Here is a 22,653-nt window from a genome sequence, read left to right as displayed (position 1 = left end):
GGCAGTGGCCGCGGTACCACCGGCCGCCCCGCCGGCTGCGGCACCTGCCTGCGGCTGCGCCGTCTCCAACGACACCGGGTCCATCGATTCATCCGGCGACTCCAACCCCTTCGCCAAGGGCGTTGACTCCGGATCGAGTGACTCCAGGTCCTGCTGATCAGCTTCCCGGTTCATCAGGGCCTAAACATCCAGCTCGTCGGCAACCTTACGCAGGGCGGCGGCGATGGCCTTGCCCTTATTGCCTTCCGGGTACTTGCCTTTGGAAAGGGTTCCGGACAGGTTGTCCAAAACAGTCACCAGGTCCTGGACCAGCGGCGCAAGGTCCTTGGCACTGGGCCGTTTGGCCTTGGCGATGGACGGCGTCTTGTCCAGCACCCGCAGGCCCAGGGCCTGGGCACCCTTGCGGCCATCGGCCACACCAAACTCGACGCGGGTGCCGGCCTTCAGCTCGGTTACACCCTCAGGAAGCGACGATTTGGGCAGGAAGACTTCCTGGCCATCTTCGCCCGCGAGGAATCCGAAACCTTTTTCCTTGTCATACCACTTGACCTTGCCGGTAGGCACGTAATCAACCTTCTTCGTTCTGACGTCTTGAGACGCGGCCAGCCGTCACCGCATCCACATTGTTGTGCGGGTCCAGGGTATGACGGCTAAAGACCGCGTTGGTCTGTATCCCTCAAGGTTATCCTGCCCGGTGCCGTAATCCTGCTTTCGATACCTCTCCGCAGCGCCACCCTGCACTCATGCCCGGACTGTCAGACCGGGCTGTTAGCGTTACGTTCATGACACCCTCGCGTTACCGGCGTCCACTGACGATCTTCGCCGCAATTATTGCCGTGCTTTCGCTAGTGGCGGTGGCTGCCGTGATGGCCTTCGCCTTCGCCGGTTCGGTTGCTCCTGCCTGGGTCACCTATACCGCCCTGTACGGCCTGCCGCTGGCGTTCCTCCTAATGCTGTTCCTTGTTTTGGACAGTGTTGCCGGACGCCGCCGGGCAGGAAAACCGGGCGGGCGGTAACGTTGGACTGATGTCCCTTATTCGCGCGCTCAGCAAGGACCTGGAGGCCCGCAGCGACGACTCGTTGCGGGCGCTGTTCGACGCGCGGCCGGACCTTATCTCCCCCGCTGTACCCGACTTCGCCGCCCTCGCTGCCCGGGCCAGCGGCCGCGTCAGCGTCCAGCGCGCCCTGGAGCGCCTCAACCGGCCACAGATGCAAGTCCTGGAAACCCTCCACCTGTGCACCAACACGGACACGGAGCACAGCGCCTCCGCCGCCGGCTTGCGCAAGCTGATTTCCGGTTCCACGGTTGCCGCTGTGGAACGAATCCTGGCGTCCATGCAGGAACTCGCCCTCGTACACCGTGCCGAACCGCCGCACGGGTCACCCGCCACCGGCAACAGGCAGCGTTATTTCCTCCCCGTTGGCAGCCTCAAGGACGTGGTGGGAATCTATCCGGCTGGGCTTGGCCGCAGCTATACGGAACTGGTGCGCCTCCAGCCGGCCTTCGCGCAGCGGGCGGTCCAGCTCGTTTCCGAACTTCACCGCAGCGGCGCGGCCATCCATGGAGCCACAACGCCCATGGAGGCGGCGCTGGCCCTGCAGCACTGGACGTCCTCGCCGGATGCCCTGCAGGACATTTTGGCCACGGCTCCGGAACGGACGGCGGCCCTGCTCGCCCGGTTCAGGAACTGGGCCATGGGCGCCGTTCCCCAGGCGCAACGCAAGGCGTCCATCACCACCGAGGGATCCGACGTCGGGCCCATCGATTGGCTCCTGGCGCGGGGCCTGCTGGTGCCGCTGGACGCCGCCCATGTGGAGCTGCCCCACAGCGTAGGGCTCTCGCTGCGGGGCGGCGCCGTCATAGACGACTTCAGGCTGTCGCCCCCGGTCCCGGAACTTGGCCGGACCAGTGCCGCGTTGCGGCGCAATGCTGCCTTGGGCGCCATTAGCGAGACGCTGCGGCTGGTGGGGGAAGTACTTCAGGCTGTGCGCGAACAGCCCCTGGCCACACTGCGCAGCGGCGGCGTGGGTGTCCGCGAGATGAGACGGCTGGCCGAGATGCTCCGGATCGAACAGCCCCGGGCCGGGCTGCTCCTGGAGCTTTGCGGGCTTGCAGGGCTGATCCGCCTGGATGTCGACTCATCATCCTGGGTCCAGCCACCGGAGCTGGAGTGGCTTATCCTGCCCAGGCAGGAACAGTGGCTTTGGCTCGTCAACGCCTGGCTGGCCAGCGAGCGCGTGCCGTCCATGGTGGGGCAGCCGATCGCCGGAACCCCGGGAGCGGCAGCGCACCGGGCTGCTTCCGGGAGCACCATCATCGCGTTGTCCGCCGAAGCGCAGCGGCCCGACGCCCCCGTGGTACGCAAACGGATCCTGGAGATCCTGAACGAACTCACCCGTGAAGCAGCAGCCCCGGACGGAACTGCGCCGGTCCTGGACGCACCAGCGGTACTCCAGCGTGCAGAATGGGCTCAGCCACGGATGGCCCGGCGGTTCAGCTCCCTGATCCGCGGAGTCCTGGCCGAAGCCGAAATACTCGGGCTGCTGGGCTCAGGGGCCTTGAGCCAACTGGGAAGCGCCATCGCGGACGACGATCCCGAGGCCGCCCTCTCCATCCTGGGCGAGCACCTGCCTGCCGAATTGAACCACGTGCTGCTCCAGGCGGACCTCACCGCCGTTGCGCCCGGCTACCTGGCCCCGGCGCTGACGGAGAAACTGCTTCTGATGGCCGATGCCGAAGGCCAGGGGCCTGCCACCATCTACCGTTTCTCGCCCGCCTCCATCCGGCGTGCTCTGGATGCCGGCCACGACGCCTCCACCGTGCTGGAGTTCCTGAAGGAGCACTCGGCCACTGCCGTACCCCAGCCGCTGCAGTACCTCGTGGAGGATACGGCTGCCCGGCACGGCCGGCTGCGGGTGGGTGCAGCGGCCAGCTTCGTCCAGAGCGAGGATGAGGCTGCACTGCTGGAGCTGTTGGCCGGGCCTAAGACGGAGGGGCTGGGGCTGGTACGGATTGCGCCCACGGTCCTCATCTCTTCGGCGCCGCCGCGGGAAACAGCGCAGGTTCTCCGGAGCCTGGGCCTGTCCCCGTCGTTTGACGATTCGGAGCCGCCCGTGCTCCGGCTCCGGCGCGTTCCGGCACCGCACAGCCCCTCCCGCCCCATCTACACTGCCCCGCGGACAGCCCCGCCGGCGGAGGAAGTGCAAGCACAACTTGATGTGCTGCGCCACCGTCCTGCCGCCGTCGGGACTCATCACGGCGCGGACGCAGACCACAGCGGTGAAGCAGCGACTCAGCTTGGCCTGGAGGCGCTGCAACGGGCCATCCGGCTCAAGCAGCGCATCAGCATGAACGTAGTGGACGGCCTGGGGAATGCCAACCTGGAAGTTGTTGTTCCCCTTTCAGTAAGCGGCGGACGGGTGCGGGTCTTCGACCCCGCGAAGGACACCGAACGGGTGTTGTCCATCCATCGCATCATTGACATTGAGGCAGCAGAGGAACTGCGCCAGTGAAGGACTCCCCCGCGTGAACGACGGCCCCTTGATAGTCCAGAGCGATAAGACCATCCTGCTCGAGGTTGATCATGAGCTCGCCACTGAAGCCCGGCATGCCATCGCGCCGTTCGCAGAGCTGGAACGCGCCCCTGAACACGTTCACAGCTACAGGTTGACTCCCTTGGGCTTGTGGAATGCCCGTGCGGCCGGCCTGGACGCCGAGAAGGTCCTCGACACCCTCCTGAAGTATTCCCGGTTCCCCGTGCCGCATTCGCTGCTGATCGACGTCGAGGAAACCATGTCCAGGTACGGCCGGCTGCGCCTGGAAAAGGACCCGCAGCACGGACTGGTCATGCGGACTGACGATTACCCGGTCCTCGAGGAAGTGATTCGTTCCAAAAAGATCCAGCCGCTGCTGGGACCACGCATTGACGGCGAAACCGTGGTGGTGCACGCCTCCCAGCGTGGACAGCTTAAGCAGCTCCTGCTCAAGATTGGGTGGCCGGCAGAGGACCTGGCCGGCTACGTAGACGGCACCCCGCACCTGATCGCGCTGAATGAGGACGGCTGGAAACTGCGGCCGTACCAGCAGATGGCCAGTGACAACTTTTGGGCAGGAGGCAGCGGGGTTGTGGTGCTGCCCTGCGGGGCGGGCAAAACCCTGGTGGGTGCCGCAGCCATGGCCACCGGCTCCACCACCACACTGATCCTGGTAACCAACACCGTGGCTGCCCGGCAATGGAAGGACGAGTTGCTTAAGCGCACGTCCCTCACCGAGGACGAGATTGGCGAGTACTCGGGGGCTGTGAAGGAAGTACGGCCGGTAACCATTGCCACTTACCAGGTCCTCACCACCAAACGCGGTGGCCTGTATCCGCACCTTGAACTGGTGGATGGGCATGACTGGGGCCTGATCATTTACGACGAAGTCCATCTGTTGCCGGCGCCGATCTTCCGGATGACCGCGGACCTGCAGGCCAGGCGCCGCCTTGGCTTGACAGCAACCCTGGTGCGGGAAGACGGCCGGGAGGGCGAGGTGTTCAGCCTGATTGGACCCAAGCGCTACGACGCGCCATGGAAGGACATCGAGTCCCAGGGCTACATTGCCCCGGCCGACTGCGTGGAGGTCCGGGTGGACCTGCCGCGGGACGAGCGGGTTGCCTACGCGATGGCGGACGATGCGGATAAGTATCGGCTTTGTGCCACCTCCGAGTCCAAAACGCAGGTGGTGGAGCAGCTCGTGGCCCGGCACAGCGGGGAGCAACTGCTGGTCATCGGCCAGTACATCGACCAGCTGGACGACCTCGGCGAGCGCCTTGGGGCGCCGGTCATCAAGGGCGACACCTCCGTGAAGGTACGCCAGAGGCTTTTTGATGCCTTCCGTGCCGGGGAGATCCAGACGCTCGTGGTCTCGAAGGTTGCCAACTTTTCCATCGACCTTCCCGAGGCCTCGGTGGCGATCCAGGTTTCCGGTTCCTTCGGGTCGCGGCAGGAAGAAGCACAACGGCTGGGAAGGCTGCTGCGGCCCAAGAAGGACGGCCGGGCGGCGCGGTTCTACTCGCTCGTGGCACGGGACACCCTGGACCAGGACTTCGCCGCCAAGCGCCAGCGGTTCCTTGCCGAGCAGGGTTACGCCTACCGCATCATGGACGCCAAGGACGTGGAAACGGCCGAATAGCCGAACCTCCCGCAGGAACCGGGCGCCCGTCCAGTGGGAAATGGGCGCTTCTGCAGTCTGAATTTGGGCGCCCGTCCAGTGCGAACTGGAGTGGTGAGGCGCACACTGGAGCCATGCTTCCCGAGAGAAGGCCCGTCATTCCCCTGCCAGGCCAAGAGTCAGTGTGGGACTATCCGCGGCCACCGCGCGTGGAGCCGAGCCAGGAACGGATCCGGATCTTCCTGGGCGGCGAACTCATCCTGGAAACCACAGATTCGCTCCGCGTTCTGGAGACGAGCCACCCTCCGGCCTACTACCTGCTCCGGTCAGACTTCCACCCGGATGCACTGGAGCCTGCACCTGGAAGCAGCTTTTGTGAGTTCAAGGGCTCGGCGCGGTACCTGAATGTCCGCGGCGGCGGGAAGCTCGCGGAGCGGGCAGCGTGGTTCTACCCGGAACCCGTCGCCGCCTACGCTGCGCTCTTGGGCCGCATTGCGGTCTATCCCGGCAGGATGGACCGCTGCGAGGTCGACGGAGAGCGTGTGCTCCCCCAGGCCGGCGGCTACTACGGTGGTTGGATCACCAGGCGAGTAGTCGGCCCCTTCAAGGGTGAACCCGGAACACTCGGGTGGTAAGCACAGGCGCGCCCTGCTCACAACAACCATCCAGACAACTCCCAGATTTCGGGAGCATCATGGAAGCATGAACAAGAACGGGCCTGAGGCAAAGCTCCTGGTAGTGGATGACGAACCGAACATCCGGGAGTTGCTCTCGACGTCCCTGCGGTTCGCCGGGTTCGACGTCGTCTCCGCAGCAAACGGACGCGACGCCCTTGCCGCTGCCGACCTGCACGCACCGGACCTTGCCGTCCTGGACGTTATGCTCCCTGATATGGACGGGTTCACCGTCACCCGACGCCTCAGGGCTTCAGGGAAGCACTTCCCCGTTCTGTTCCTGACAGCAAAGGACGATACAGAGGACAAGGTCACAGGCCTCACTGTCGGCGGGGACGACTACGTGACCAAACCATTCAGCCTCGATGAAGTAGTTGCCCGAATCCGCGCGGTTCTGCGCCGAACGCAGCCCCTGCTCGACGACGACGCCGTGATCCGCGTCGATGACCTGGAGCTCGACGACGACGCCCACGAAGTGCGGCGCGGCGGAACCGTCATCGAACTGTCCCCCACGGAGTTCAAGCTGCTCCGCTACCTCATGCTCAACCCCAACCGTGTGCTGTCCAAGTCACAGATCCTGGACCATGTGTGGGAGTACAACTTCAACGGTGATGCCTCCATCGTGGAGTCTTACATCTCCTACCTGCGCCGGAAAGTCGACATTGACCCTGCAGCTCCTGCCCTGATCCAGACCAAGCGGGGCGTGGGATACGTGCTCCGGACGGCAGAGAAGCGCTGACCTTGCTGCAGCGGTGGAAGTCGTCCTCGCTCAGGACGCAACTGGTGGCCATGATCATGGCGCTGCTCATTGTTGCCCTGACAGTCACCGGTGCAGGCACGCTTGCCTTGCTCCGCAGCTACCTGCAGGCCCAGGTGGACGACAAGCTGTACGCAGCGGTGGATCTCGCGAAGGAGCAGCAGTCTTTTACGCCGCTGCAGGCACGCAACCCCATGGTCCCCACCGATTATTCGCTGATTCTCTTTGTTCCGGGACAAAAGCCCTATCCGTTCGGCGGCGACCCTGACGACGGCGGCCCGGACATCCCTGCCATCACCGTGGAGCAGGCCCGGGACCGCGGCGCGGTTCCCTACCAGGTCCGCGGCGATGACGGCCAGAACTGGCGAGTAGTAGCGGTCCCTGTGCAGACGGAGGAATCCGAAGCAGTGGTGGTCATCGGGCTGCCGCTCCAAAGCGTGGATGATGTGCTTAAACATGCCAGCCTGGTGGTTACCGGAGTGGGCCTGCTGACGCTCCTGCTGGCGTCCATGATTGCAAGCTGGACTGTCTCGCGCTCCTTCCGGCCGCTGGCACGGGTGGAAAAAACCGCCGCCGCCATTGCTGCCGGTGACCTTTCCCGCCGCGTGGACGTGGAAAATCCCGGTACCGAACTGGGCCGGCTCAGCAGCTCCCTGAATGCGATGCTCGCCCACATCGAAACGGCCTTTTCTGCACGCACGGCGTCTGAGGCGAGGATGCGCCGGTTCGCAGCCGATGCATCCCATGAACTGCGGACCCCGCTGGTGACCATCCGCGGTTTCTCCGAGCTGTACCGGCACGGCGCGCTGGCCACGGACGAGGACGTGGCCACTGCCATGGGCAGGATCGAGAGCGAAGCCAAGCGCATGGGCTCCATGGTGGAGGACCTGCTGCTGCTGGCCCGTCTGGATGAGCAACGGCCGTTGCAGCAAAAGCCCGTGGACCTCCAGCTGATAGCGCACGACGCGGTGGTGGACACCCAGGCCAGCGCCCGCTCACGGGTGATATCGCTCACCGGGCTCGACGGCGGCCCGGCAGCCCCCGCGCCCGTGCTGGGCGACGAAGCCAAGCTTCGCCAGGTGGTGGGCAACCTCGTAGGCAATGCACTGCGCTATACCCCCGAGGACAGCCCCATCGAGCTGGCTGTGGGCGTCCGTGCCACAGAGGGCGGGCAGCTCAGGTCAGTCATCGAAGTCCGCGACCACGGGCCCGGGATCTCGGAGGAGGACGCTTCCAAGGTTTTCGAGCGCTTCTACCGGGCAGATACCTCCCGAACAAGGGAGACGGGAGGCAGCGGGCTGGGGCTGGCCATTGTCGCCGCGATCGTGGGCTCCCACGGCGGTTCCGTCCGGGTGGAAAATACCGACGGCGGGGGCGCAACTCTGGTGGCCACGCTCCCGCACCGCGATGACGCGCCGGAGAAGGAAGCAGCGGACGGCGAGGAAGCAGAAAGCCTGGGTTCGTTTCCCAGGCCCGCCGGCAGTGACGCCCGGGGCAGCGACGGCAGGGTTATCCACATATAGGTTCCCGGTAATGGCAGCAGCGCCTCCGCTTTCCTAGGCTCGAGGCAGTAGCCCGGACAGCCCGGGTGCGGGAGCAGAAGCTGCCCGTTCCAGCGAAAGGCCCTGCCATGAGCATCATTTCCGTCGACACCGAACTCCTCCAGCTTAAGTCCGCCAACGTCCAGGCAACCGTGGACCGGATCAGCGCCGATGTCCAGGCCATGAAGCGCGGGCTTGACGAGCTTCAGGGCTCTTGGCGGGGCTCCGCTGCCACCAACTTCCAGGCACTCATCACGGAGTGGACCATTACCCAAGGAAGGGTGGAGGCATCTCTGGCCTCAATCAACATGGCCCTCGTTTCGGCTGCGGCCACGTATGCGCAGGCGGAGCAGGGGAACACGCAGAGGTTCAGCTGATCTCGCCCTGTTTGCGGTCCTAGGCTTCCGGGGTGCCTTGATGGAACCGCAGGCGCCAGCGGTCGCCGTCCAGCACCCACAGTGAGCTCCTGAGAGTCGTGCCGGAGCGAGCGTAGCTCCGGTACGTCAGCAGGACGACGCTGGTGCCGATACGGTCCGCGCCGAGGATCTCGATGTCGGTCCGCTCGCCCGGGTCTTCTTCGAGCGCCATCATCATGGCGTCCCGCGTCCAGACCCTGCCCGAGCTGCCGATTTCCAGAAAGTCCGGGTGCAGCAGGACAGCTGTCCTGCCGATGTCGCCGCGCACCAGGGGTCCGAGCAGTTCGCGCTCCAGCTCTTCCACAAGCGCTTCGGGCGGGGCTGTTTCCGCCTGGCCTGCCGCCCCCGCAAGGTCAAAAGCGCCGTCCAGCTGGGTGAAGTCCAACTGGGTAAAGTCCAACTGGGCGGCTTCCCCTGCGGCCGATTTCTCTGGGGCGGGTTCCTTCTGGGTGGCATCTTGCCGGGCAACTCTCCGCCGTGTGCTCTCCGGTTGGATGGTCCCCGCTGGGGTGGTCCCCGGTTGGGTGATGTCCTGCTGGCTGAAGAGGTCAGGTTCGCCGGAGGCGGCTTCCGGGGGTTCACCGGCGGCAGGGGCTCTGCCGGCTGCATGCGTAACGGAAGCAGGCGCAGGGTGGGCGCCGGGAAACCCTGGTCCCGATCTGGCCGCCACCCCCTGCTGATAGGCGGTCGCAGCGGCCCGCGCCCGCTCATCGGCGGCTTCGTTCAGGTCATGCCCGGCGTGCCCCTTGACCCATTCGAACCTGTACTTCCGTCCCGCGAGCTCCCGATCCAGCTCTTTCAGCAGATCGACGTTCAGCACCGGTTTGCCGTCCGCCTTCCGCCAGCCTTTGCGTTTCCATCCAGGCATCCACTTGGTGATCGAGTTGATGACGTACTGGCTGTCGCAGAGGATGTGCAGGTCCTCGTGGCGAAGGTGCGCGGTGGCCCGCAGCAGATCCAGGACAGCCATCAGCTCGCCCTGGTTGTTGGTGCCATGCGGCCAACCGCCGGCCCGCCAGCAATCGTCATTCACGTACCAGGCCCAGCCAGCCGGGCCGGGGTTTCCCAAAGCCGAACCGTCGGCCGCTGCAGTAATTGTCACCGGTCCATCCTGCCAGAAGTCGGTGACAATGCGGATGCGGGCTCCTCCGAACCCTCAGAGCGGCTTCAGCATAGCGAACGGACGTCGGCAGGAAGAGCATAGAAGACCGCCGAAGGAAAGCGTTTACCGAAAACCTCTTGACGCAGGGTTCAAAGCACCGGCACAATCGGACGTTATACGAGAAAACGCTTTCTCAATTGAAGCCTGTCAGCGACGACGCGTGACGGGGAGACCTTGGGGAAGCAAGTTCAGCAGACCAAGGAAGGCACATCAATGACGATTCCAACCATTAGCCGGAGGAAATTCCAGCTCGGCGCGGCAGCACTTGCGCTCTCCCTCCTCGCAACCGGCTGTGGTGCGTCCACCAGCCCCAGCAGCAACGAGGAAGTGACCCTGCGATTTGCCTGGTGGGGCAACGAGTATCTCAATGCGCAAACCGAAAAGGTCATCGACGCTTTCGAGGCAGAGCACCCGAATATCAAAATCGAGTCCGAACCCGGCGAGTGGGCCAGCTACTGGGACAAGCTGGCTACCAAAACGGCCGCCAACGATGCCCCTGATGTCATCCAGATGGACCAGAAATACATTGCCGAGTACGGCGGCCGCGGAGCCCTGCTGGACCTTTCCAAGCAGAAGGGAATCGATACCTCCAAGCTGGACAAGGAGGCGTTGGCCTCGGGCCAGTACGACGATGCCCAGTATGGGCTGAGCACGGGCCAGAATGCTTATGTCATTATGGCGAACACGAAGGTCTTTGAGGCAGCCAACGTGCCCTTGCCCGATGACACCAAGTGGACCTGGGACGAATTCATCGAGACCGCGTCCAAGATCAGCGCTGCAGGAGAGGGCAAGAACTACGGCGCGGCCTACGGCAGCAATGAGGCGGACCTGATCATCTGGCTCCGCCAGCATGGGGAGAACCTTTACTCCGAGGACGGCAAGCTGGACTTCGACACTAAAACGGCCGCCTCCTTCTGGGAGCGCCTGAAGGAACAGCGCGATTCCAAGGCGAGCCCGCCGGCGACGGTGGCCACGGAGGACTCCGGTGCCGGCCTTGAGGAGAGCCTCTTCGGCACTAACCGGGTGGGCATGGCGTGGTGGTGGACAAACCAGCTCGGCTCCCTCGAAGCCACCACTGGCAGCAGCATCAAGATGCTCCGGGCGCCCAGCAAGGACGGCTCGGCGGAAAGTAACGGCATGTACTACAAGCCAACCATGTTCTGGTCCGCTTCTTCACGGACCAAGCATCCCGAAGCCACGGCCACCTTCATCAACTACCTGGCCAACAGCCCGGATGCCGGCGCCATTCTTATGACCGACCGGGGCGTGCCCACCAACCCGGAGATTGTCGACAGCATTACAGCCTCCCTGAAGCCTGCCGACACCACTGTGGTGGGCTTCCTGAAGGACATCGCCCCTGACATGAAGGAAGCGCCGCCCGTTCCCCCGGTAGGCGCAGGCAGCGTGCAGAACGTGATCAAGCGGTACACCGACGAGGTCCTCTATGACCGCCTGACGCCGCAGGCGGCTGCCGAAGCATTCAAGAAGGAAGTTGAAGGAATGCTGGCCGGCGCCAGGAAGTAGTTCCTGTCCTGCAGAACCCCGACAAATGCAACAGCGGCCCCCTCAAGCGAGGGGGCCGCTGTTGCGTGTGGTGCGTGCGGGACTGGCCCGGCGGGAAGGCTAGAAGCCGCCCATGCCGCCCATGTCGTCGCCGCCGCCAACCGGAGCAGCATTCTTCTCCGGCTTGTCGGCCACAACTGCCTCGGTGGTGAGGAACAGGCCGGCAATGGAGGCCGCGTTCTGCAGGGCAGAGCGGGTTACCTTGACGGGGTCGTTCACGCCGGCGGCCAGCAGGTCGACGTATTCGCCGGTTGCTGCGTTCAGGCCGTGGCCGGCGGGCAGGCCGCGGACCTTGTCCACCACAACGCCCGGCTCAAGGCCGGCGTTGAAGGCAATCTGCTTCAGCGGTGCATCGATGGCAACGCGGACGATGTTCGCACCGGTTGCCTCGTCGCCGGACAGCTGCAGGTTGGCGAATGCCTTGGCACCGGCCTGGATCAGGGCCACGCCGCCACCGGCGACGATGCCTTCCTCAACAGCAGCCTTTGCGTTGCGCACTGCGTCTTCGATGCGGTGCTTGCGCTCCTTGAGTTCAACCTCGGTTGCGGCACCGGCCTTGATGACTGCCACGCCGCCGGCCAGCTTGGCCAGGCGCTCCTGCAACTTCTCGCGGTCGTAGTCCGAATCGGAGTTCTCGATCTCGGCGCGGATCTGGGATACGCGGCCTGCGATCTGGTCGGCGTCGCCTGCACCCTCGACGATGGTGGTTTCGTCCTTGGTGACAACAACCTTGCGTGCCTTGCCCAGGAGTTCCAGGCCGGCGTTTTCCAGCTTGAGGCCAACTTCCTCGGCGATGACCTGGCCACCGGTGAGGACGGCGATGTCGGCAAGCTGCGCCTTGCGGCGGTCACCGAAGCCCGGAGCCTTGACGGCGACGGACTTGAAGGTGCCGCGGATCTTGTTGACGATCAGGGTGGCAAGTGCCTCACCCTCGATGTCCTCGGCGATGATCAGCAGCGGCTTGTTGGACTGCATGACCTTTTCAAGGACAGCAACCAGTTCCTTGACGTTGGAGATCTTGGAGTTGACGATCAGGATGTACGGATCCTCGAGGACCGTTTCCTGGCGCTCCGTGTCGGTGACGAAGTAGGCGGAGATGTAGCCCTTGTCGAAGCGCATGCCTTCGGTGAGCTCAAGCTCCAGGCCGAAGGTGTTGGACTCCTCGACCGTGATAACGCCCTCCTTGCCCACCTTGTCCAGGGCTTCCGCAATGAGGGCGCCGATTTCCTCGTCGCCGGCGGAGATGGACGCCGTAGCGGCGATCTCTTCCTTGGTTTCGATTTCCTTAGCGGAGTTCAGCAGTTCGGCCGTGACGGCCTCAACTGCCTTCTCGATGCCGCGCTTGAGGGACAGCGGGTCGGCGCCGGCCGCAACGTTGCGCAGGCCTTCCTTCACCAGTGCCTGTGCCAGCACGGTAGCCGTGGTGGTGCCGTCGCCAGCGACGTCGTCCGTCTTCTTGGCAACTTCCTTGACCAGCTCGGCGCCGATCTTCTCGTAGGGATCGTCCAGCTCGATCTCCTTGGCGATGGAAACACCATCGTTGGTGATCGTGGGGGCGCCCCACTTCTTCTCGAGGACGACGTTGCGTCCACGCGGGCCGAGGGTGACCTTAACGGCGTCGGCGAGGATGTTCAGGCCCCGCTCAAGGCCGCGGCGTGCCTCTTCATCAAATGCAATGATCTTGGCCATAACGGCAATAGTCCTTTCGGGACAGTCGTTAAGAATGAACCTTCGCTGCAGTGCCCGCGACGGACGATCCTTTGCCGTTGGCCTCTGTATGCCTCCGGGTGCGGATCTCACTCCAGTTAGGTGTTTCTTCGCTCCTCGACCGGTGCCGCGCGCCGCAGGCCGGAACCAGCATTGCTTTAGCAGTCGGTACGTCAGAGTGCTAACTCAATAATTAGCACTCCCCACGTGAGAGTGCAAGCGAAAGGGACGCAAAACAGTACCTCCCGGCAGCGGCGGCTGCGATCAGTTCGAAGCCCGCCCCGCCGTCTCGTGGCCGCTTATTACGGGGTTGTTTTCGGCCCCGTAGGTGAAGACGGTGAAGGTGGCTGCCGTGACGTCCCCGTTGGCGTCGAAGGCAATCGGCCCGGACACGCCGTCGTAATTGGCATCCGGCCCGGACTTCAGACGTGCCAGGCAGTCCTTGTAGGACTGGCACGCCTCCGCAGCAGCTCCGCCCGACGATCCTTCCGCTGTTCCTCCCGAAACGGCAATCAGGTTGGCGGCGATAGACCGGCCGGCGTCGTCCTGTGCCCTCACGGCAGCCAAGGCGGCAACGGTCACGGCGTCATAGGCTTCGGCGGCGAAGGACACGTCCTTGAGGCCCGGGTCCACCGTCAGGAGCCTTGCCTGGAAGTCGGCGTCAGGGAGCTGGCCGGGAACCACCGCCCGGGCGCCCTCCAAGTAGCCGGCTGCCACCCCTGACCCGTACCGGCCGAAGGCACCGTCACTGAGGATGAGCAGCTTCCCGTCAACACGTGAATTTGCCAGTTCTGCCAGCGCACCCTGCGCCCCATCACGGGCGATGACAATGACGGCGCCCGCGTCGGCGTTGCCGGCAGCATCGGCTGCGCTGCCGGCGTCACCCGGCGTGAAGGCGGCAGTTGCCAGCACTTCCACACCAGCCTGCTTGGCAGAAGCGGCGACGGCGGCGGAAAGGTCCTTGCCGTAGGAGCCTTCCTGGTACATCACGGCCACTGAGGTGGCACCGGCGTCCTTGGCCATCTTGACCAGTACCGGGCCTTGTGCGACATCGGCCGATGCGGTCCGGAAGTAATAGCCGCCGCTACTGATGTTGCTCAGCCCGGCGGCCGTGTTGGCGGGTGAAATAAGCGGAGTCCGGGCGCGGGAGAGGACGTCGATGGCCGCTGCGGCATGGCTGGAATCGGTGGGGCCGATGACGACGTCCGCTTTCGCGGCAACCAGCGCCTGGGCCTGTAATGCCACATCCTGCCCCGCGTCGGTGGGCAGGAGCTCCACCGGCCTGCCTTTGTGTCCGCCGGCGGCATTGACCTCCTGCACGGCAAGCTCGGCGGCGGCCAGTTGCGGGGCGTTGAGGAAGCCGTTTTGCCCTGTGTTGTCCAGGATCAGGCCTACCCGCAGGGTACCGTCGCCAGAAGCCTCTGCGGCTTCCACCCGCGCGTTTCCGGTGACGCCGGAACAGGCGGTCAGCACCAGGGTGGAGCAGGCGGCAGCCGTGACGAGCATCCGGCGGAGGTTTCCAGGACGAAGGATCAGATCGTTCACCCGGCCGGCCGGACGCTTTCCGCCTGCGGGCCCTTCTCGCCTTCGCCAACTTCGAGCTCCACGCGCTGGCCCTCGTCGAGGGCCCGGTAACCTTCACCCTGGATGGCGGACCAATGGACAAAAATGTCATCGCCCGAGCCGTCAACGGTAATGAAGCCGTAGCCTTTTTCAGCGTTGAACCACTTGACGGTTCCCAGTGCCATGCTGACCACTCTTTCCGTTATTTCCGGACGCCCCCGGCCGCTGTGTGCCTGCCGGCATGAACGGACCCTGAAAACTCACTCTAGCCAATTCAGTGCCGGTGGCACCGGGATGGCCTTGGCCGGTCCTCGATAGTTATTGAGGCGTGACCCTGCAGTTGGACACCACTTAGCGGCGCACTGCTTACCGGTAGCCGGGCCCCAGGACCACAACCAGCGGTACCTGGAAATCCGTGCTGTTGACGACGGTGGGAATACCCAGAAGCGCCGCAAGGGCCTGTGCGTTGGGCAACTGGTCTGCCCCCTGGTAGAAGATGACGGAGGCCTGCTGCGGGGAACCTGCCCAGTTACCCACCTGTCCCAGAGTCCAGCCGTCCGCCTGGACCGTCCCGCCAACCCGGCTGGCCAGCCCTGCCGTCCCGGCGGCGTTGTAGATGGCGACGCTTTGCGCCTTGTCGATAAACACGGGAGCAGGGTCTGAAGCGCTTGGTTCCGGTTCGGCTTCTGCACTGGTTTCGGGCTCACCGGATGCAGAGGGCGATGCCTCTGCAGAGGGTTCCGGAGAAACGTCCGGAGTGGCGGAAGGTGTGGAACCGGTGCCGGCCAGAGGGGATGCCTCCTGGCTCGAAGCGGCCTGGCTGCCCGGCGCGCTGAAGCCGAGCTTGGGAAGGATCAGGAAGGACACCAGTCCAATGGCCAGTGCGGCCATGCCCACCGCAAGAATGGGCCAAAGCCGTACCCGTGACGGGGCGGAAGCCGTGCGGTGGACACCTTGTCGCGACGCGGTCTCAGGGACCTTGTCGAATTCATCGCGGGCGTATTTGGTCATGATGGAACGACATCCTTGTTGATTGCTGCTGAAGGCTCAGCTTGAGCGTCTTACGCGTCGGACCCCAGGCGCCGTGCAGTACGTGCACGGTGACGCGACGTACGTAGTCTACGCAACCGCTTGACCAGCATGGGGTCGTGGGCCAACGCATCCTCGGTGTCGATCAGTGCGTTGAGCAGCTGGTAGTAATGGGTTGCGGAGAGGTCGAAAAGCTCCCGGATGGCCTGTTCCTTGGCACCGGCGTACTTCCACCACTGCCGCTCCAGGGCCAGCATCTGCTGGTCCCGCTCGCTCAGCGGCGACTCCCGGAGTTTGAAGTCGGCCAGGAGGGACGGCCGGGGTTCCTGCTCCGGCAGGTGCTCCCGGGCTGGTTCCGCCACGGCGTACTCCTTAGCTGGTTACGAAAAATGTCTGACCCCCATGCTACGGACGAATAACAGCATTGTCATTTGGCGCTGCGAAGGGCCCGCCTGCGCCCGGATAGTCTGCCCTGCAAGAATGAGACCGTGTTTGAATCAGATGCCTTGTTCGAACTCGAGCAGGAGCCGGCTCGGGGAGCCGGTTTCGGCGAGTTGGCGCAGCTCCCGCTTGGTGAGCTTATGGCTCCCGACTGGGCCGCTGCCCTGGCGGGCGTCGAAAACGATCTTCGGAAGGTGCTCACCTTCCTCGCCGACGAGGTGGCAGCCGGGCACCAGGTGCTGCCGGCGCCGTCGAACGTCCTGCGGGCCTTCCGGCAGCCGCTCGCCCAAGTTAAGGTCCTGATCGTGGGCCAGGATCCCTACCCGACCCCGGGGCACGCGGTGGGATTGTCCTTTTCCGTGGATCCGCGCACCCGGCCCATCCCCCGGAGCCTGGCGAACATCTACCGGGAGCTGGAATCCGATCTCGGGTTGCCGGCCAGAGTCCATGGCGACCTTTCCGCCTGGGCGGACCAGGGCGTGCTGCTCCTGAACCGCGTGATGACGGTGCGGGCGGGCTCCGCCGGCTCGCACCGCGGCAAGGGCTGGGAGAAGATCACGACGGCGGCGGTCTCGGCGGTCGCCCAACGCCGGGACGGGAGCGGGTCCCGGATGCCGCTGGTTGCCGTGCTGTGGGGAAAGGACGCCGAAGGCGTCCGCCCCCTTTTGGACGGGGCCCCTGCTGTGGCGAGCGCCCACCCCAGCCCGTTGTCCGCATCCCGCGGCTTTTTTGGGTCCCGGCCCTTCAGCCGGGTCAACGAACTCCTGATTGCGCAGGGTGCCCTGGGCGTAACCTGGGAGCTCCCCGCAGCACCCTAGCTTAGGCTTGCCTTATGAGCACCCTTCCCGCCGCTACCAGCGCCACCAAGAAAAGCCGTCCGCAGATCAACCTCTCCGTGCTGCGCAGGGAAGAGCTTTCCCCGCATATGGTTCGAATTGTGGCCGGCGGGGACGGCTTCGCGGACTTCGTGAACAACGGTTACGTCGACCGCTACGTCAAGATCGTCTTCCCCCAGCCCGGCGTGAATTATCCCTCCCCCCTGGACCTGTGGAGCATCCGGGAGATCATGCCCCGGGAACAGTGGCCCTTCACCCGGACCTACACCCTTCGCTGGGTGGACACTGCGGCCCGCGAACTCGCCATTGATTTTGTGGTCCACGGTGACGAGGGCCTCGCGGGCCCCTGGGCTGCCAAGGCCCAGCCCGGCGACTCGCTGACCTTTACTGGCCCCGGGGGCGCCTACAACCCGGCACCGGACGCGGACTGGTACCTCTATGCCGGCGACGAGGCCGCGCTGCCTGCGATTGCGGCATGCCTGGAGTCCCTGCCGCCGGAAGCGGAAGGGTTGGCCTTTGTGGAGGTGGATTCCGACGCCGAGATCCAAACCATCGCTGCCCCCGCCGGAGTGAAAATCCACTGGCTCACCCGCAATGGCGTCCCGGCCGGCGAGAGCGACCTCCTGGTGCAGGCCGTCGCACAGGCCGAATGGCCCGCGGGCCGGGTGGATGTTTTCGCCCACGGCGAGCGGGGCTACATGAAGGCCCTGCGCGGAGTCTTTTTCGACCAGCGGGGCCTGCAACGCAGCCAGGTCTCCCTCTCGGGTTACTGGGCCAAGGGCCGCGTGGAGGATGTGTTCCAGGCCGAGAAAAAGCTGCCGGTGGGACAGATCTAGCCAGGTCAGATCCAGCCAGGATCCATGCAGGCGCTGGCCCCCCAGCCCCTGTCCCGTTGTCAGCGGCGGCGGGCGCGCCGCCGCTCATTGCTCGCCAGGCTGCGCGTCAGCGGCCGGGCAAGGGTGTCCCCGAGGACAATGCCGCCCGCTGTCCCCAGCACGATGGCACCTGCATTGAGCATTCCGCCGGCGCCGAGCAGGATCTCGGCTTCCTCGATGGTGAGCACATACATGGAGCGGAAGATGGTCAGGCCGGGCAGCAGGATCAGGGCTGCGGGCACGGCAACCACCAGCTGCGGCGCCCCCATCCTAAGGGCCACCACACGCCCCAACAGGCCGATGACCACGGCGGCCAGGGCCGGTGAAAAGCGGTCACCCACGCCGAGCTGGCCGGCCGCGAGCAGGACGAGGTAACCGGCCACTCCCACGGCCGCTGTAGGCAGCAGGAGCTGCCAGCTGGTCTGTTCGGTGATGCCAATCGCCATCACGGCCACCGCCACAAAGATCACCAGGACCCACAGGTCGTAGGCCGGCGGGAAGGTTTCGGTGACATCGATGCGCTGCATCCCGGTCAGCTCACCCACGACGAAGGCGACGGCGATACCGGCAACGATGGCGCCGAACGTCAGCAGTGTTGACAGGAACCGTCCTGCTGCCGTCACGGGGAAGCCGTTGATGGCGTCCTGCACCGACGAGACGAGGCGTCCTGTCGGCAGGAGCAGGAGGATGCCGCCCACCACCACGATGGCCGGGGAGGTTGTCAGCCCGAACTGCCAGAGCACCAGCGCCAGCTGTGTCACCACGAAGGAGCAACTGGCGGTGATGAAGAAGTCCGGGACGCGCCAGCGCCCCAGCTGGCGGGCCAGCAGGCTGATTCCGATGTTGGCCACGAAGGCGATCGCCGAGGACACCGGTCCGCCGCCCAGGACTCCAACAAAGACGGCCGCGAACGTACCGAACGCCACGGTGACCATCCAGCGCGGAAAGGGCTTGGGGCTGGTGATGGCCTCATCCAGCCGGCGGATCGCCTCGTCCCGGCCTACTCCGCCGGCCACAATGTCCGTCACCAGCTGGTGAACTTTTGCCAGGCCGGCGTAGTTGTTGGTCCAGGAACGCACCACCCGCAGCAGCGAAATGGGTGTCTGGTCTTTGGGCGCGTAGTTGATGCCGACGGACTGGTTGGTGATGTCCACTTCGATGTTCTTCAGGCCCAGCGCCGCAGTGACGGCGATAATGCTCGTTTCCACTTCGAGCGCACCGGCTCCGTACCGGAACATGGTTTCGGCCAGGTGCAGGGCGAAGTCGAGGGTCTTGCGGGCAGAGGTGTCAACGCCGCCCACCTGGATGGTGGGGTTGGCGTAGGGACTGCCCGTCAACCGGTCCACGATGCTCATCGGCGCCGTGGGCGGGTTTTCACCCTGGACCAGGCGCCGCAGCATTCTTTTGGCTGCGGCGTTCTGCCGGACCTGGGCAGGGGTCAGCGGTTCAGTTCGGGGCAGGCCGTCCGTGTGCGGCCTGCGCCCGGGACGTTCGGGCCGGTCAGTCATGGTTGCCTCCTCCCGGTGCGGTGCTGTGGTTGGTAGTTCAGGCGGGACGCTTCAGGGGCAGCTTGCCGAGCAGGGTGCGGGCAGCGGCGGCCGCCGCGCGGGCCAGCCTGTTGGCGTGGAAGACGGCGGGGCGGACCGGCATTACGAAGTCACCCACCAGCTGGACCACCTCTCCCCCGAAGCCTTTTTTGAACGCATACCCGCCGTGGCCTTCCTCGTCCTGGCCGGAGATGCCGAAAGTTCCGTAGAAGTTGTACCGCGGGTACCCCTTCTCCAGTGCGTGGAGCATCATGCCCCAGTACAAGGACGTGGCGCCGTTGAAGTAGATGTAGTCCTGCACGGTTCCGCCGATGACGCAGACCACCTCGTCCCCGTAGCAGACAAAGTGGATCGCGGCCACTGTGGCGACTCCCACCGAGTCGGGGAACCGCTCAATGTCCTTCAGGCTCCGTTCGTAGCTGTCCACGAGGTCCTGGACCACCTTGAGCCGGTTCGCCTTTTTCTTGCTTCCGGTCTCTTCCACCTCGCGGCGCAGTTCCGCGGCCGTCGCGGATTCCGCCTCCAGCCGCTCGGTGATGGATTTCCGGTAGGCCGGGATATCGATCTTGGCCATCATGAGCTTTGTGAACTCTGCCGAGGTTGTCCGGAGCAGGTGCTCATAGTAGGCACGTTCGCGGTAGACGAAGCCCTTCTCGTCCCCGGCCTTGCTCAGGGCGCCGTAGAAATCGTCAAGGGTTTCCAGCGTGGCCTGTTCCAGGAAGACGCCGTTTTTCTCGGCTTTGCGGATGGCCTTGCGGGTCCGGTAGCTGGTGCCCATGATGAGCTCTTCGGCGTCGCTCACGCCGGCAAGGCTCTTGATGAACATCCAGTTCACGTTGACGAAGTTCATGTCCAGTCCCTGGTGCTGGAATCCCAGCCCTGAAAGCCGGGCCACCAGCTCCCGGTTGTCCTCAACTTCAGGGTGTTCGGCGCCCTCGGCGTCGCGGGCGATGTACTTGAGGTTGGGCGAAATCCTCAGCTCGGCGGCTTTGCGTTCCGCGGCGCGCTGGCGGAGGAGGCCGACGACGGCGCGCACCAGGCCAGCATCCGTGTAGTCCATCAGGGGTCCCTTGGCGCATTCGCACACGGTGTAGCCCAGGCGGGTGGTGGTGTAGTTCAGTTTGCCGGCCGCCACCAGTTCGCCGTTGCGGCGTACGCCGAACAGCTCCACCTGCTGGCCCCGGGCGCGCTGGAATGCCGCGAAGTCAACGGACTGGAGAAAGCTGTTTTGCGGGTGCTTCAGGGCATAGGCCTCGAAGTCTGCGTCGGTGAGGAGGGCAAATTCAAGATCGGTGCCGGTGGTGACTGGATTCAAGGGATTTCCTCATTCGCTGTTGTGCGTCCTGGCAATGGCAGGCGCAGGGCAATGACGGGCAGGGGGCCGGCCGGCCGGTGCAGCGGCTGGTCCGGGCGTAACAGGTCAGTAGAACTGCTGGCCGGTCCGGGCGGTTTCGATTCGGCGGAAGACCCTTTCGGCGCCTTTGACCCACAAACGGTGCTTGAGGGGAGCCAGGACGTAGTCGTGGCACCCTACGAAGTCGGTGACCGTTTTGGTGAAGCTGGTCTTGAACATGCCCATGCCGTACAGGTTGTGGCTCTTGTCTTTGATCCGGGCGGAGGGCGGCGTGCCGCAGAAGTCGTACTCGGTGCAGCCCAGTTCCTGCATGCGCCGGATGGCTGCCCACTGGACCAGGTGCGAGTCACCGTACTGCTTGCGGTTCTGGGTGGAACCGCCGTCCTTGTAGGTGGCCTTGGCTCCGTAGTTGATCACGAACGCACCCACGCTGGGTTTGCCGTCCTCATAGACGAAGAAGAAATTGCCCTGGCCGCGGTTGCAAAACTCGTCCCAGAACTCGGCGTAGTACTCATAGCTGCGAAGGGGCATGGAACCCTTGGCGCTGACGGTGTCCGCCATCAGGTCGTAGAGTGCCCGGTAGGTTTCCGGGCCGTGTTCCTTCCGGAGCACCTGGCAGCCTTCCCGCTCTGCGCGGCGGATCGCATTGCGGGCGCGGGAGGAAATAGCCTTGAAGACGGCTTCCTCCGGGCCGGAGATGTCCAACAGGGCCGTGGAGTCGTTGGACTGGATGTTGGGGGCCTTAACCAGGCCGGCTTCAGCCAGGTGGGCCTGGGCATCGGCCGAGTCCACGATGTCCGGTTCGATCTTGATGGTGAAGACGCTGAGCTTCCTGGCGCGGGCGAAGTCGGCGCAGGCATGAAGGGCTGACTTCAGGTCTCCGGCTTCAGCGAGGTCAGGGCCCTTGATGAGGTACCAGAGCCGGCCCAGCACCGGGAACTTCTTTTCAAGTACCAGGTTGTAGCTGGCGGTGCCGGAGCTTTCCAGCACCAGGAACCGGACCTTCCAGCCAGTGCCGTTCTTTACCGACGCGTATGCCGCGGACTGCAGCATATTGCCGCCATTCGGGTTGGCCGTGACGTGCTTGTCCCAGTTTTCAATTTCCTCGGCTGTGGCAAAACGTGCGGTGAATTCTCGCAAGGGGGCCGTGTCCAATCAGGGGTTGTGCGCGGTTCTGTACTCGTGGCTGCGTGCGGACATGCAGCCTCAAGTCTAAAGCCTGGCGGGGTGGGGGCTTTGCAGCGTGGTGGACCGAAGCCATGCTGCCGACCCTGCCGGGGATGCCAAAGCCCCGCTGCCTTGACTCGGGAAAGCGTCCTGGCAAGGGTTGAAGCATGCAGCCGTATCCCGGACCTTTGAGGCACGAGCAGGATCAGAGTGTTGAGCGGCCGGGGCTTGGCAGGCAGATCGTGGCCTTGGTGGTGTTCCTTGCCGCGTCCTTCCTCGTGGCCGGGCTGGGTGCCCTGGCCACCGCGGGCAACGTGGACGGGTGGTACACCACTGCGGACAAGGCCCCCTGGTCGCCGCCGAACTTTGTCTTCGGCCCCGTCTGGACCATCCTCTACACGGCGATGGCGGCTGCAGCCTGGCTGGTCTGGCGGAAGCAGGCAGCAGGTGGCCGGCGTGCCCTGACTGCGTATGCAATCCAGCTGGCCCTCAACCTGGCCTGGACCCCTGTATTTTTCGGTCTTTATCCAACCATCGGTACAGCTGCACTGTGGTTGGCGCTGGTGATCATCCTCGCCCTCATCGCCGCCGTCTCGGTGACGGTCCTGTCCTTCGGCCCCATCAGCCGGGCCGCCGGCCTGCTCCTGCTGCCGTACATCACCTGGCTGGTGTTCGCAGCCACGCTGAACTTGTGGGCCGCCATCCATAACTGACGGCGCGCGTTATGCCGACGCGGCAGAGATGTCAGCATACGGCCACGTTGACGGCGAGGCCGCCCATGGCCGTTTCCTTGTATTTGGAGCTCATGTCCTTGCCGGTCTCGCGCATCGTGATGATGACCTCGTCCAGGGACACCCGGTGGGACCCGT

The 22,653-nt window shown here is 64.8% G+C and carries 22 protein-coding genes; 11 read left to right on the top strand and 11 right to left on the bottom strand.

Annotation, left to right across the window (positions count from 1 at the left end; translation table 11 throughout):
- Positions 1-180: 180 nt before the first annotated feature.
- A complete protein-coding gene (locus AC5RV1_RS19885) occupies positions 181-564 on the bottom strand; it encodes a cold-shock protein (protein ID WP_013599963.1) in 384 nt (127 codons plus the stop codon).
- A gap of 218 nt (positions 565-782) precedes the next feature.
- On the opposite strand from AC5RV1_RS19885, the gene AC5RV1_RS19880 reads away from it, so the two are divergent.
- From AC5RV1_RS19880 to AC5RV1_RS19850, 7 genes are all read left to right on the top strand, one after another.
- A complete protein-coding gene (locus tag AC5RV1_RS19880; protein WP_493949010.1) occupies positions 783-1,016 on the top strand; it encodes a hypothetical protein in 234 nt (77 codons plus the stop codon).
- A 10-nt stretch (positions 1,017-1,026) separates the two neighbouring features.
- Positions 1,027-3,513, top strand: coding sequence for a helicase-associated domain-containing protein (locus tag AC5RV1_RS19875; RefSeq protein WP_493995740.1), 2,487 nt, complete (start codon positions 1,027-1,029; stop codon positions 3,511-3,513).
- 13 nt (positions 3,514-3,526) lie between these two features.
- Complete coding sequence (locus AC5RV1_RS19870; protein WP_493949008.1) at positions 3,527-5,173, top strand: DNA repair helicase XPB; 1,647 nt, start codon at positions 3,527-3,529, stop codon at positions 5,171-5,173.
- A 113-nt stretch (positions 5,174-5,286) separates the two neighbouring features.
- Positions 5,287-5,787 carry a DUF427 domain-containing protein gene (locus tag AC5RV1_RS19865; protein ID WP_493995739.1) on the top strand — a complete coding sequence of 167 codons (501 nt, stop codon included), beginning with the start codon at positions 5,287-5,289 and terminating at the stop codon, positions 5,785-5,787.
- Positions 5,788-5,854: 67 nt separating this feature from the next.
- The gene (locus AC5RV1_RS19860) at positions 5,855-6,565 is read left to right on the top strand and encodes a response regulator transcription factor (RefSeq protein WP_163165678.1); all 711 of its coding nucleotides are present in this window, start codon (positions 5,855-5,857) and stop codon (positions 6,563-6,565) included.
- Positions 6,566-6,567: 2 nt separating this feature from the next.
- The gene (locus AC5RV1_RS19855; protein WP_493995738.1) at positions 6,568-8,106 is read left to right on the top strand and encodes a sensor histidine kinase; all 1,539 of its coding nucleotides are present in this window, start codon (positions 6,568-6,570) and stop codon (positions 8,104-8,106) included.
- A gap of 107 nt (positions 8,107-8,213) precedes the next feature.
- Entirely contained in the window at positions 8,214-8,501 is a 288-nt protein-coding gene (locus tag AC5RV1_RS19850; RefSeq protein WP_493949005.1) for a WXG100 family type VII secretion target, read from the top strand.
- 19 nt (positions 8,502-8,520) lie between these two features.
- Here AC5RV1_RS19850 and AC5RV1_RS19845 read toward each other — a convergent pair whose 3' ends face one another.
- On the bottom strand, positions 8,521-9,642 hold the full coding sequence (locus tag AC5RV1_RS19845) for an RNase H family protein (protein ID WP_493995737.1): 1,122 nt from the start codon (positions 9,640-9,642) through the stop codon (positions 8,521-8,523).
- Positions 9,643-9,915: 273 nt separating this feature from the next.
- Between AC5RV1_RS19845 and AC5RV1_RS19840 the strand changes: the two genes are divergently transcribed.
- Positions 9,916-11,226: an ABC transporter substrate-binding protein gene (locus AC5RV1_RS19840; RefSeq protein WP_493995736.1), complete on the top strand. Its 1,311-nt coding sequence runs from the start codon at positions 9,916-9,918 to the stop codon at positions 11,224-11,226.
- A gap of 99 nt (positions 11,227-11,325) precedes the next feature.
- On the opposite strand, the gene groL is transcribed toward AC5RV1_RS19840, so the two are convergent.
- The 5 genes from groL to AC5RV1_RS19815 form a co-directional block, all read right to left on the bottom strand.
- On the bottom strand, positions 11,326-12,954 hold the full coding sequence (groL, locus tag AC5RV1_RS19835; protein WP_163165685.1) for a chaperonin GroEL: 1,629 nt from the start codon (positions 12,952-12,954) through the stop codon (positions 11,326-11,328).
- A 282-nt stretch (positions 12,955-13,236) separates the two neighbouring features.
- Positions 13,237-14,478, bottom strand: coding sequence for an ABC transporter substrate-binding protein (locus AC5RV1_RS19830; protein WP_493995735.1), 1,242 nt, complete (start codon positions 14,476-14,478; stop codon positions 13,237-13,239).
- Positions 14,479-14,513: 35 nt separating this feature from the next.
- Positions 14,514-14,720 carry a cold-shock protein gene (locus AC5RV1_RS19825; RefSeq protein ID WP_493949002.1) on the bottom strand — a complete coding sequence of 69 codons (207 nt, stop codon included), beginning with the start codon at positions 14,718-14,720 and terminating at the stop codon, positions 14,514-14,516.
- A 181-nt stretch (positions 14,721-14,901) separates the two neighbouring features.
- Positions 14,902-15,546 (bottom strand): LytR C-terminal domain-containing protein, encoded by a 645-nt coding sequence (locus AC5RV1_RS19820; protein ID WP_493949001.1) that lies wholly within the window; start codon positions 15,544-15,546, stop codon positions 14,902-14,904.
- A gap of 50 nt (positions 15,547-15,596) precedes the next feature.
- The gene (locus tag AC5RV1_RS19815) at positions 15,597-15,926 is read right to left on the bottom strand and encodes a DUF3263 domain-containing protein (RefSeq protein ID WP_163165689.1); all 330 of its coding nucleotides are present in this window, start codon (positions 15,924-15,926) and stop codon (positions 15,597-15,599) included.
- A 126-nt stretch (positions 15,927-16,052) separates the two neighbouring features.
- Here AC5RV1_RS19815 and AC5RV1_RS19810 point away from each other — a divergent pair, with 126 nt between their 5' ends.
- Together AC5RV1_RS19810 and AC5RV1_RS19805 are read left to right on the top strand one after the other, a co-directional pair.
- Positions 16,053-16,823 (top strand): uracil-DNA glycosylase, encoded by a 771-nt coding sequence (locus AC5RV1_RS19810; protein WP_493995734.1) that lies wholly within the window; start codon positions 16,053-16,055, stop codon positions 16,821-16,823.
- A 14-nt stretch (positions 16,824-16,837) separates the two neighbouring features.
- The gene (locus AC5RV1_RS19805; protein WP_493995733.1) at positions 16,838-17,677 is read left to right on the top strand and encodes a siderophore-interacting protein; all 840 of its coding nucleotides are present in this window, start codon (positions 16,838-16,840) and stop codon (positions 17,675-17,677) included.
- A 59-nt stretch (positions 17,678-17,736) separates the two neighbouring features.
- On the opposite strand, the gene AC5RV1_RS19800 is transcribed toward AC5RV1_RS19805, so the two are convergent.
- From AC5RV1_RS19800 to AC5RV1_RS19790, 3 genes are all read right to left on the bottom strand, one after another.
- The gene (locus AC5RV1_RS19800) at positions 17,737-19,224 is read right to left on the bottom strand and encodes a threonine/serine exporter family protein (RefSeq protein WP_493948998.1); all 1,488 of its coding nucleotides are present in this window, start codon (positions 19,222-19,224) and stop codon (positions 17,737-17,739) included.
- Positions 19,225-19,261: 37 nt separating this feature from the next.
- Entirely contained in the window at positions 19,262-20,578 is a 1,317-nt protein-coding gene (locus tag AC5RV1_RS19795) for a peptidoglycan bridge formation glycyltransferase FemA/FemB family protein (RefSeq protein WP_493995732.1), read from the bottom strand.
- Positions 20,579-20,683: 105 nt separating this feature from the next.
- Positions 20,684-21,757, bottom strand: coding sequence for a lipid II:glycine glycyltransferase FemX (locus AC5RV1_RS19790; RefSeq protein ID WP_493995731.1), 1,074 nt, complete (start codon positions 21,755-21,757; stop codon positions 20,684-20,686).
- Positions 21,758-21,951: 194 nt separating this feature from the next.
- Here AC5RV1_RS19790 and AC5RV1_RS19785 point away from each other — a divergent pair, with 194 nt between their 5' ends.
- Positions 21,952-22,497, top strand: a complete 546-nt coding sequence (locus AC5RV1_RS19785) for a TspO/MBR family protein (RefSeq protein WP_493995730.1) — start codon at positions 21,952-21,954, stop codon at positions 22,495-22,497.
- Positions 22,498-22,528: 31 nt separating this feature from the next.
- Here the strand turns inward: AC5RV1_RS19785 and AC5RV1_RS19780 are convergent.
- The coding region (locus AC5RV1_RS19780; protein WP_493995741.1) for an L-serine ammonia-lyase, iron-sulfur-dependent, subunit alpha at positions 22,529-22,653 on the bottom strand (125 nt) is incomplete at its 5' end.

This window comes from Arthrobacter sp. Hb9-2 (genome assembly GCF_059091165.1).
This window is presented reverse-complemented; position numbering and strand designations above follow the sequence as displayed.

Coding starts and splice junctions, on each gene's coding strand:
- AC5RV1_RS19880 (WP_493949010.1), top strand. CDS start 783: ATGACACCCTCGCGTTACCGGCGTCCACTGACGATCTTCGCCGCAATT.
- AC5RV1_RS19875 (WP_493995740.1), top strand. CDS start 1,027: ATGTCCCTTATTCGCGCGCTCAGCAAGGACCTGGAGGCCCGCAGCGAC.
- AC5RV1_RS19865 (WP_493995739.1), top strand. CDS start 5,287: ATGCTTCCCGAGAGAAGGCCCGTCATTCCCCTGCCAGGCCAAGAGTCA.
- AC5RV1_RS19860 (WP_163165678.1), top strand. CDS start 5,855: ATGAACAAGAACGGGCCTGAGGCAAAGCTCCTGGTAGTGGATGACGAA.
- AC5RV1_RS19850 (WP_493949005.1), top strand. CDS start 8,214: ATGAGCATCATTTCCGTCGACACCGAACTCCTCCAGCTTAAGTCCGCC.
- AC5RV1_RS19840 (WP_493995736.1), top strand. CDS start 9,916: ATGACGATTCCAACCATTAGCCGGAGGAAATTCCAGCTCGGCGCGGCA.
- groL (WP_163165685.1), bottom strand. CDS start 12,954: ATGGCCAAGATCATTGCATTTGATGAAGAGGCACGCCGCGGCCTTGAG.
- AC5RV1_RS19830 (WP_493995735.1), bottom strand. CDS start 14,478: ATGCTCGTCACGGCTGCCGCCTGCTCCACCCTGGTGCTGACCGCCTGT.
- AC5RV1_RS19825 (WP_493949002.1), bottom strand. CDS start 14,720: ATGGCACTGGGAACCGTCAAGTGGTTCAACGCTGAAAAAGGCTACGGC.
- AC5RV1_RS19820 (WP_493949001.1), bottom strand. CDS start 15,546: ATGACCAAATACGCCCGCGATGAATTCGACAAGGTCCCTGAGACCGCG.
- AC5RV1_RS19805 (WP_493995733.1), top strand. CDS start 16,838: ATGAGCACCCTTCCCGCCGCTACCAGCGCCACCAAGAAAAGCCGTCCG.
- AC5RV1_RS19800 (WP_493948998.1), bottom strand. CDS start 19,224: ATGACTGACCGGCCCGAACGTCCCGGGCGCAGGCCGCACACGGACGGC.
- AC5RV1_RS19785 (WP_493995730.1), top strand. CDS start 21,952: ATGCAGCCGTATCCCGGACCTTTGAGGCACGAGCAGGATCAGAGTGTT.